This window comes from Geminocystis sp. (assembly GCF_041753295.1).
In the GTDB taxonomy this organism is placed as follows: domain Bacteria; phylum Cyanobacteriota; class Cyanobacteriia; order Cyanobacteriales; family Cyanobacteriaceae; genus Geminocystis.
In genome coordinates this window covers 17,873-28,569 of sequence record NZ_JBGSUU010000045.1, presented here as the reverse complement: position 1 = coordinate 28,569, position 10,697 = coordinate 17,873, and the positions used below count along the sequence as shown (strand labels likewise).

The window sequence follows — 10,697 nt, the reverse complement described above, 5'->3', positions numbered from 1 at the left end:
CAAAGATGATTTTGCTTTCCTTTTTTAATTCCATTTTTGTGAATATGTTTAGACCCGCACTCTGGACATTGTATCATTTTTTTATTTTTGATAATTTGACCCCTTTATCTAAAAATCATACCTTAATTCAGCAACGCCATTTAATTATCTTATCTGGTGTACCAATATCTGGATTACTGTCTTCTCCTGATGTTTTAAATGCTTTAAAATCAATCCAAATTTCTTCTTTTAAATCATTGAAGTCAAAAAATGTTCTTGCATCCCAAGGATTTTTTGTGTTTCCTTTTGGTGCTGATTCTGAATTTTTTAAATATTGATGATTAATTGTATATTCAACAAAACGATCTTCTAACCAATCACTTATTTCTGCACCAGCTCTCGATTTTGCGGAAATATTAAGAGTTTGATTATTGTCAATAATATCAATAATAACTTTATCAATTTCATTTTTGATTAAATTTTCTAACTCTTTAATTTCCACTTAAAAAATATTCCCCCATTAATTATATTTGTCTTTATTTTAATATATTTTTGAACATATAAAAATCCCCCTAAAAAGAGGGATAAAAGGCGATTAATTACTCATTCCTAATTCCTAATTATTTATTAGCTTCTAGTCTTTCTTCGAGTTTGGCAATATCGAGTAAGGTTTTTAGTAAGGAATCAGGGTTTAAACTCATGGAGTCAATGCCTAATTCCACTAAGAAACGGGCAAATTCAGGGTAATCGCTGGGCGCTTGTCCACAAATACCAATTTTACGGTTATTACGTTTCGCTTTTTCAATTACCATTGCTACCATATCTTTAACGGCTTGGTTGCGTTCATCGAAAATATGTGCTACTAATGAGGAATCTCGATCGAGTCCTAAAGTTAATTGAGTAAGATCATTTGAACCAATAGAAAAACCGTCAAAGATTTCGCTAAATTGATCCGCTAAAATAACGTTACTAGGAATTTCGCACATTACATAAACTTGTAAGCCGTTTTCACCCCGTTTTAAGCCGTGTTTTTCCATCTCTGCTAATACTCGGCGACCTTCGTAGGGAGTACGACAGAAAGGAATCATCGGGATTACGTTAGTTAAACCCATGTCATCACGCACCCGTTTAAGGGCTTTACACTCTAAACCATAAGCATCACGGTAGTTTTCATCGTAGTAACGAGACGCACCACGCCAACCAATCATAGGGTTTTCTTCTTTTGGTTCAAAATCTGTGCCTCCCAAAAGGTTCGCATATTCGTTAGATTTGAAGTCCGACATACGAACTACTACAGGATTGGGATAGAAAGCGGCTGCAATCGTACCCACCCCTTGAGCGACTTTATCCACGAAGAAATCAGCTTTATTTTGATAGCCTAAAGTTAACTCTGCAATCTCTTTTTTAGCCGTTTCGTCGGTTAATTCATCGAATTTCATTAAGGCTAAAGGATGCGCTTTAATTTGATTAGCGATAATGAACTCTAAACGAGCTAAACCAACGCCATCGCAAGGAATAGAGGCTAATTTGAAGGCTTCTTCAGGATTACCCACATTCATCAAAATTTTGGTGCGAGTTTTCGGTAAATTGTCCAGTTGAGTTTCGATGATGTCGAAGGGTACTAAACCTTCATACACTCGTCCTTCTTCCCCTTCCGAACAAGAAACAGTAATATCTTGACCTGTTTTAAGCATACCCGTAGCATTCCCACAACCAACGATGGCTGGAATACCCATTTCACGAGCGATAATTGCGGCGTGACACGTGCGCCCACCTTGGTTAGTGACGATGGCACTGGCTTTTTTCATAATCGGCTCCCAATCAGGATCAGTTTTGTTAGTTACAAGCACTTCACCCGCTTTAAACTCACCAATTTGATGCACATTAAGGATAACACGAGCTAAACCTTGACCGATCATTTCACCTACAGCGCGCCCCGTAATAAGTATTTCACTTGTACCTTTTAGTTTATAGTCACGGAGGACACTACTAGATTTTTGTGATTGTACCGTCTCTGGACGGGCTTGGACGATGAATAATTGACCTGTTTGACCATCTTTTGCCCATTCAATGTCCATAGGGCTATTTTGACCCCGTTTTTCACTGTAATGATCTTCGATAATACAAGCCCAACGAGCAAGGGTTAAGGCTTCTTCATCGGTGATGGAATATTGCAAACGCTCAGATTCCGACACAGGAACGTTTTTGACTTGTTTCCCACCGCCTAAGTCATACACCATTTTGACTTCTTTCGAGCCAAGACGTTTATTTAAAATAGGTTTGAAGCCCTGTTTTAGGGTAGGTTTGAAGACGAAAAATTCATCAGGATTGACAGCACCTTGTACCACGTTTTCACCCAAACCGTAGGCAGAAGTAACAAAAGCCGCATCTTTAAAACCTGTTTCCGTATCGATGCTAAACATAACCCCTGATGAGGCTAAGTCTGAGCGTACCATTTTTTGGACACCCACCGAGAGGGCGACTTCAAAGTGATCAAAATTCTTTACTGTACGATATGATATAGCTCGATCAGTAAAAATTGAAGCAAAACATTTATGACAGGATTCTAGGACATTTTTGACACCGTGAACATTTAAGTAAGTTTCTTGTTGTCCTGCAAAACTAGCGTCGGGCAAGTCTTCCGCCGTTGCAGATGATCTGACAGCTACATCCGTATCATAAGAGCAACTACGCAAACGCATCATTTCTTCTTCATCATCCGTAGTGCAGAGATTAGGATTATTACCATAGCGTTGACAAAGTTTGAAATAAGCCTCAGAAATAGCCAAATCTAACTCTTTTGGGAAAGGGGTATTTAATACCAATGCCCTAGCTTGTCGCCCAACGGCTTGTAAATTAGGTAAATCTTCTACATCTAAATGAGCAAAAATCTTGCGTAATTGAACTTCTAAACCTGCTTTTTTAACAAAGTAACGATAAGCGTAAGCAGTGGTAGCGAATCCTGTAGGTACATTAACACCTTTAGCGGTCAATTGTTGGATCATTTCTCCTAAAGAGGCATTTTTACCTCCTACCATCGGCACGTCTTCGATACCGACTTCTTCAAACCACAAGATGAATTTTTCTTGTTTGGTTGTAGCGTTAATTTTTTCTGGAGCGGTATTTACCATAATAATTAATCTCCTTAATCATATAATCTAAAAGAGTCTAAAAATAATTGACTTAATATCATATTTTCGGTAAGTTTATAATTAACTTAATCTTTATTTAAGATTCATTTCTTCAGGATAATAAATATTAAGAAAAAATAAAAATACTTAGGTAATAGCTTAATAAAATTAGTAATTACAGGTCTTAACTGCTACTAATCTTGTTAAGATTTAATTAAGATCTACTTGATTTTTTTGACAGCTTTTTTTTCTAAAATTATTTATCTAAATCTAATTTTATTAAAGCAGATATTATGAAGGGATCAATTATTTTGATAGAAAACTTAACGAATCTTTGCAAAGATTTAACTTTGACTGTTTAAAATAACCATGCTTAAAACTCTCCTGAAAAAGTATCAGTGATGAGAGTAGATTTTTGTTCTTGTATTGGGTGTTAGGTTTAATATTACGATATTTTTTTTGACAATTTATATAAATTATTCTTAAATTCCATAGACATTTATAGTTGACTAGAATCTAAACTTTGTGCTTCTTCGTTACTTATGGGTAAATGTAAACCACATTCTTGTTTAACTCCATGAAAACGGGTGTCTCTTTCATTATCATCATCAGCAGTGAGGGGACGACTTGAATGCCAATCACCTACAGAAACATAACCTTGATCAAAATAAGGATGATAGGGTAAGTTATATTTTGTTAAATATTGATAAATATCTTTAGAAGTCCAAGTTAATATAGGTAAAATTTTATATTGCTCACCCTGTTGATTAACATAATCTAATTTTTGACGAAATACCGTCTGATTTTGTCTTAATCCTGCTAACCATGCTTTGGCTTCTAAATCTTTTAATGCCTTTTGCATGGGTTCTACTTTTCTGATACGATCATATAAATTCAGGGAATCTAAATCTTTTTGTTGCCATAATTTTCCGTAAATAGCCTCCATTCGAGCAGGAGAAAGTTCAGATTGATATACTTTTAAATTGAGATTAAGTCTATCAGTTAATTGTTGAGCAAAAATATAAGTTTCTTTTGGTAAATAACCTGTATCCACCCAAATGATAGGAATATCAGGGACAATTTGAGTAACGAGGTGTAACATCACTGCTGCTTGAATACCAAAACTGGTACTCATGATTAAATGTTGATCAAATTCTTGACTAGCCCATGTTATTATTTCTTCTGAGTTTGCGGTGGCTAAATTTTCATTAATGAGATCGAGATCGAGATAAGAGTTAGATAATTGATACACTGCTTTTATGGATGATTCTTGAAAAGATGAAATACTATTAGACACTGTCATCATTAGACATCTCCAAAATAAAAATAAACTTAGAATAAGTATTTATAGAGATAACTTGATGAATCAACTTTTAGAATATATCAATAATAACCCAAAAGAAACAAAAAGAATAATTGGTATTGCCTACCCACAGTTTAAACAACTAATGGAAAATAACATAAAAATTAACCCTAATAAAAAAAAGCAATTTCTGCGGATAAAAAATTATTAATTAAAGATAGTGGTGGAAGAAAAAATGTCTAAAACCTGAAGATAAAATTCTTTTAACCTTATATTACCTCAGTTCGATGCTTTCAATATCAGATTTAGGCAGTTTTAGAGATTATTTAAGTAGTTGAGTAGGTTGCGATCGCATTATCAAAATGAATGGAAAAAGCGAAAAAGATATTGGGGATGGAGTAGCAGTAGAAGCCATGGGAGAAAGAATGAATAAAATTCAGAAGAAATAATCATAAATCAATAAAAGCGATCCTATCTTAATTTATACTGAATTTTAAATTTAATTAGCGAGAAATATAAATATTTTCAATAGAAAATAATGAAAATAAATTCCCGTACTTTCAAGTTTATAATTTATTTAGTCAGTGTTGCTTTACTTATTATCCTTATCCAATTAGGTATTCCTAAATCTACAAATAATTATCAAAAACTAACGGTTTTAAAAGAAATTCCACCTCAAGCGCAACAAGTAAAAACGGGAATTTATGTCATGAATGTATATGATCTCAATGCCTCTAGTAATACTTACTATGGTGATTTTTATGTTTGGTTTAAATGGAAAGGAAAAATTAATCCCATCGAAAATGTAGAATTTGCTAACGGAGTTGAAGATTGGGGAACAGTATTAACACCTGTTTATGAAGAAATACAAACATTACCCGATGGTAGTTTTTATCAAGTATTAAGATTAGAAGGTAGATTTACTCAACCATTCTCTTTTCAAAATTATCCCTTAGATCGAGAACATTTAAACATATTATTAGAAAACTCAGTCTATACGATAGATCAATTAGTTTATGTTGCTGATCAAGAACAATCTGGATACTCTGATAGTCTAAACCTTCCGGGATGGAAAATTCAGAATTTTGAATTATTAAGTTTAGTTCGTCAATATAATACTAATTTTGGCGATATACGCTTAACCGATACCACTCAACATTCTATTTTGCAATACTCGTTAAATATATCTCGACCCGTCAGCTTTTTTCTTTGGAAACTTTTATTACCTCTTGTCATTGTTGTTGCTACGGGCTGGGGATCTTTACTGTTAAATCCTGAAAATATAGACTCTCGAATTACTTTACCCGTAACAGCTTTATTAACGGCTGTTTTTCTTCAACAAAGCTATTCAGCTTCTTTACCTGAAGTTGGTTATCTCGTTCTCCTTGATAAGATTTATGTTATTACTTATGTTCTAATCTTTATCTCTATCATAGAAGCCATCGTAACTGCAGAATGGATTAGAGAAGAAAATTCAGAAAATTATTCACGAATTACTCGACTTGATCATCTGCTTTTAGGGTTTCAAATCTTCACTTTTGGTATAACCATATTAGTATTAATTTGGGTTAGTTATGTAAGCTAAAGTTATTTTAAATACCATTGAAAATTATCTATAAATTAAAACTTATTTTCAAAAAGTCCTTTTAAAATGCAAATTATGAATATAGTAAATTTATTTTCTGCAAATAATAAAAATTTTGTGACTAAACATACAAATTTCCTCATAGCAAAGGTTTTAAATATGTACATCAAACTTAACAAATATTCAGATAAATCAAAAAAACCATTAAAATATGTCTCAAGTATCCAGACGCAAGTTTATTTACACGGCCGGAATTACTGCTGTAGGTAGTGCTATCCTTCATGGTTGCACCAGTGGAGGTAATCAACAACCCACCACAGAAACTACTCCCCCTTCTACCACGAATACCACACCAGCCACTGGAGATGGACCAGAAGTAACTACCGCCAAACTTGGTTTTATCGCTTTAACTGACTCTGCACCGCTAATTATTGCTAAAGAAAAAGGCTTTTTTGATAAATATGGCATGACAGGAGTAGAAGTACTTAAACAAGCATCTTGGCCAGTAACTAGAGATAATATTGAATTAGGTTCAGGGGGCGGTGGTATTGATGGAGCACACATTCTTACACCCATGCCTTATCAGATGACATTAGGTACTATCACCAAAACAAAACAACCAGTACCAATGTATATTTTGGCACGATTAAATACTAATGGTCAAGGAATTTCCGTAGCTGATAAGTATAAAGATCTAAAAGTAGGGCTTGATAGTTCAGCTATGAAAGATACTTTTGCCAAAGCGAAAGCCGATGGGAAACAGTTAAGTTGTGCCATGACTTTTCCCGGTGGTACTCATGATTTATGGATGCGTTATTGGTTAGCGGCTGGGGGTATTAACCCTGATACAGATGTTTCAGTAGTTCCCGTACCTCCTCCCCAAATGGTGGCAAATATGAAAGTTAGTAATATGGAGGCTTTTTGTGTAGGTGAACCTTGGAATGCTCAGTTAGTTAACCAAAAAATTGGTTTTACTGCTTTGGTTACAGGTGAATTATGGAAAGATCATCCAGAAAAAGCCTTCAGTTTGCGCAAAGATTGGGTTGATGCTAATCCTAAAGCCGCTAAAGCTTTATTAATGGCAGTATTAGAAGCACAACAATGGTGTGATCAACCAGAAAATGTTGAAGAAATGTGTCAAATTGTTTCTCAAGATAAATGGTTTAAAGTACCTTTTGAAGATATTATCGGACGTTCTAAAGGTACTATTGATTTTGGTAACGGTAGGGTAGAAGAAAATTTCCCTCAAGCTATGAAATTTTGGAGAGATAACGCTTCTTATCCTTTCAAAAGTCATGATTTATGGTTTTTAACTGAAAATATCCGTTGGGGTTATATTCCAGCCGATACTGACACAAAAGCGTTAGTAGAGCAAGTTAACCGTGAAGACTTGTGGAAAGAAGCCGCTAAAGAATTAAAAGTAGCAGACGCACAAATTCCTGCAAATTCTTCTCGTGGAGTAGAAACTTTCTTTGATGGTACAAAATTTGATCCTGAAAATCCTAAAGCCTATTTAGATGGATTAAAAATCAAAAAAGCGTAAAAAAATGAGGAATGAGTAATTATTAATTAGTAATTGGTAATTATTCTCCTTTTCAATTAAGTACATTTTCTTTTAGTTATTTATCTATAAATATAAAATAAATATTATGATTTCAAAAACTCAAAAACCATCAAAAGGGGCTAATATTTTAAATTCTATTCTCTATTCTCAAAACAGCAGAAAAATAGTTGCTCCATTAGTTGCCTTATTTATTTTATTAGCAATTTGGCAAATATTATGTTCAGGAGAAACGCCTAATTTACCCGCACCAACTACGGTAATAAAAGAAACATGGGATCCTTATATTATTGATCCATTTTTTAATAATGGCGGTACAGATGTTGGTTTATTTTGGCAACTTTTAGCTAGTTTAAAACGGGTAGCTATCGGCTTTTCTTTGGCTACAGTAGTGGGTATTGCATTAGGTATTTTAATCGGTGCAAATCGTCTTGTTTATTCTGCTTTAGATCCCATTTTTCAAGTATTAAGAACTATTCCTCCTTTAGCGTGGTTGCCTATATCTTTAGCGGCTTTGAGACAATCTGATCCTTCTGCTATTTTCGTTATTTTTATTACCGCAATTTGGCCTATTATCATCAATACCACCGTTGGAGTTCAACAAATTCCTCAAGATTATAATAACGTTTCTAGGGTGTTAAAATTATCAAAAATGGAATACTTTTTCAACATCTTATTTCCTTCTACTGTACCTTATATTTTCACAGGCTTAAAAATTGGTATTGGCTTATCTTGGTTAGCAATTATTGCCGCAGAAATGTTAGTAGGTGGTGTGGGCATTGGCTTCTTTATTTGGGATGCTTATAACAGTTCAAAAATGAGTCAAATTATTATTGCTTTATTCTATGTCGGAATCATCGGTTTATTATTAGATAGATTAGTTAGTTTTGTTGCTAGTTTAGTTGTACCTGAAGAACAAAAATAGTGAATAGTTGATACTGAATAATTAATAGTTGATAACTCATAGTTATTTATTTCCTAATTCTTAATTCTTAATTCTTAATTCTTAATTCCTCATTCCTAATTATTGTTAAACTATGCAAAATTTTATTGAAATTGATCATGTTGACAAAATTTTTCCCCTTGCAAATGGCGGAGAATATATCGCTTTACGCAACATTAATTTGAAGATCGAAAAAGTAGAATTTATCTCTTTAATTGGTCATTCTGGTTGCGGTAAATCCACTCTTTTAAATATGGTGGCTGGTTTATCTAATGCTACTCATGGCGGTGTTATTCTTGAAGGTAGAGAAGTAACTGAACCCGGTCCTGATCGCATGGTAGTATTTCAAAATTATTCTTTATTACCTTGGTTAACGGTACGGCAAAATATCGCTTTAGCGGTTAACCGTGTCATGAATCACTATCCCGAAGCGCAAAGAAAAGCTATTGTTGAGGAAAATATCTCCATTGTCGGTTTAAAACACGCTGCTAATAAGAAACCGGGGCAACTTTCGGGCGGTATGAAACAAAGGGTTGCGATCGCTCGTGCTTTATCAACTAAACCAAAAGTATTACTATTAGACGAACCCTTTGGAGCTTTAGATGCTTTAACTAGGGGAAATTTACAAGAAAGTTTGATGCGCATTGTTCAAGAGAATCAAGTTACTTGTATCATGGTTACTCATGATGTGGATGAAGCATTATTATTATCTGATCGCATTGTAATGTTAACTACGGGACCAGAAGCTCATATAGGGCAAGTATTAGAAGTACCGATCCCCCGTCCCAGACAACGGCTAGAAGTGGTAAATCACCCCAGTTATTATGGACTGCGTAACGAAATGGTTTACTTTCTCAATCAACAAAAACGCTCGAAAAAAGTTGGTGCAGTTACCGTTAATAAAGAAGTTATCCCCCGTAATGGCTTGGAAAAAATCAACCTCGATATTGGTTTTATTCCTTTAACTGACTGTGCACCGTTAATTGTAGCTAAAGAGAAAGGTTTTTTTGAGAACCACGGTTTAGAACAAGTGAACCTTATTAGAGAACCATCATGGCAAGAATTGGCTAGAGGAATTGCTGACGGGCGTTTAGATGCAGCTCAAATGGTGGCAGGAATGCCTTTAAGTATGACATTAGGTGCAGGAAATAATATTTCTATTCCTATTATTACTTCAATGGTACTTAGTCGCAACGGTAACGCCATTACATTAGCCAAAAAATTTCGAGAAATGGGAGTTACTAACCTGACACAATTAAAAGAAGCTATTAACACAGCTCCCGATACAGTTCATACTTTTGGTATTGTCCACCCTGCTTCTATGCACAACTTACTGCTGCGTTACTGGTTAGCTTCAGGAGGTATAGATCCCGATCAAGACGTTAATTTAACCGTCATTCCCCCCCCTCAGATGGTCTCTAATCTTAAAGCAGGTAATATTGATGGTTATTGTGTGGGTGAGCCTTGGAATAGTCGTGCAGTACTAGAAGATTTAGGTTATGTCATTGCTACAGACTTAGATATTTGGGCGGGACATCCTGAGAAGGTTTTAGGGGTAAAAGAAGATTGGGTAGAAAAACATCCTCAAACTCATATCGCTTTAGTTAAGGCTTTGATTGAGGCTTGTGAATATTGTGATGATCGCCGTAACCGTGAAGAAATTGTCGAATTACTAAGTCGGGAAGAATATTTGAATATGTCGATGGAATATATCCGCCCTGGTTTTGTCGATGACTATAATTACGGTACAAAAATTGAGCCTTTATTGAGATTTAACCAATTTTATGTCAATAACGCCAATTATCCCTCAAGGGTAGAAGGGTTATGGATTTTAACTCAATTAGCCAGATGGGGTTATACCGATTTCCCCCGTAATTGGGTTGAAATTCTCGAACGAGTACGCCGTCCAGATTTATTCAATGAGGCTTGTCGTCAGTTAGGTATTCCTGATATGGATAGCGAACCTCAAAACTTACAACTATTTGACAAGATGATCTTTAATGCAGATGATCCCGTTGGCTATTTAGAAAGGTTATCTATCCGCCGTGATTATAAGGTTTCAGAGATTTTAATTGATAGCCCCCCAGCCCCCAATTCTGGAGGAGTAAGACAATAAGTTCAAGTCCTCATATTTGGGGATTTAGGGGAATTTAGGGGAATTTTACTAATAAATACAATAAAAATTATGCAAAGTT

The 10,697-nt window shown here is 34.8% G+C and carries 8 protein-coding genes; 5 read left to right on the top strand and 3 right to left on the bottom strand.

From position 1 onward, the window contains the following. Positions 1 to 127: 127 nt before the first annotated feature. The 3 genes from ACEW8E_RS04540 to cysH form a co-directional block, all read right to left on the bottom strand. Positions 128 to 481, bottom strand: coding sequence for a hypothetical protein (locus tag ACEW8E_RS04540; RefSeq protein WP_373479153.1), 354 nt, complete (start codon positions 479 to 481; stop codon positions 128 to 130). 118 nt (positions 482 to 599) lie between these two features. Next, positions 600 to 3,110: a phosphoenolpyruvate synthase gene (gene ppsA, locus ACEW8E_RS04535; protein WP_373479152.1), complete on the bottom strand. Its 2,511-nt coding sequence runs from the start codon at positions 3,108 to 3,110 to the stop codon at positions 600 to 602. Positions 3,111 to 3,609: 499 nt separating this feature from the next. Then, positions 3,610 to 4,416, bottom strand: coding sequence for a phosphoadenosine phosphosulfate reductase (gene cysH, locus ACEW8E_RS04530; RefSeq protein ID WP_373479151.1), 807 nt, complete (start codon positions 4,414 to 4,416; stop codon positions 3,610 to 3,612). A 55-nt stretch (positions 4,417 to 4,471) separates the two neighbouring features. On the opposite strand from cysH, the gene ACEW8E_RS04525 reads away from it, so the two are divergent. The 5 genes from ACEW8E_RS04525 to ACEW8E_RS04505 all read left to right on the top strand — a co-directional run bounded on the left by ACEW8E_RS04525 (position 4,472) and on the right by ACEW8E_RS04505 (position 10,618). After that, positions 4,472 to 4,624 carry a hypothetical protein gene (locus ACEW8E_RS04525; protein WP_373479150.1) on the top strand — a complete coding sequence of 51 codons (153 nt, stop codon included), beginning with the start codon at positions 4,472 to 4,474 and terminating at the stop codon, positions 4,622 to 4,624. Between the two features lie 327 nt (positions 4,625 to 4,951). Further along, positions 4,952 to 5,998 (top strand): hypothetical protein, encoded by a 1,047-nt coding sequence (locus ACEW8E_RS04520; protein WP_373479149.1) that lies wholly within the window; start codon positions 4,952 to 4,954, stop codon positions 5,996 to 5,998. A gap of 211 nt (positions 5,999 to 6,209) precedes the next feature. Then, positions 6,210 to 7,541 carry a CmpA/NrtA family ABC transporter substrate-binding protein gene (locus ACEW8E_RS04515; protein WP_373479148.1) on the top strand — a complete coding sequence of 444 codons (1,332 nt, stop codon included), beginning with the start codon at positions 6,210 to 6,212 and terminating at the stop codon, positions 7,539 to 7,541. Positions 7,542 to 7,647: 106 nt separating this feature from the next. Beyond that, entirely contained in the window at positions 7,648 to 8,484 is an 837-nt protein-coding gene (ntrB, locus tag ACEW8E_RS04510; protein ID WP_373479147.1) for a nitrate ABC transporter permease, read from the top strand. A gap of 112 nt (positions 8,485 to 8,596) precedes the next feature. Continuing rightward, positions 8,597 to 10,618 (top strand): nitrate ABC transporter ATP-binding protein, encoded by a 2,022-nt coding sequence (locus tag ACEW8E_RS04505; protein ID WP_373479146.1) that lies wholly within the window; start codon positions 8,597 to 8,599, stop codon positions 10,616 to 10,618. Positions 10,619 to 10,697: the final 79 nt, after the last annotated feature.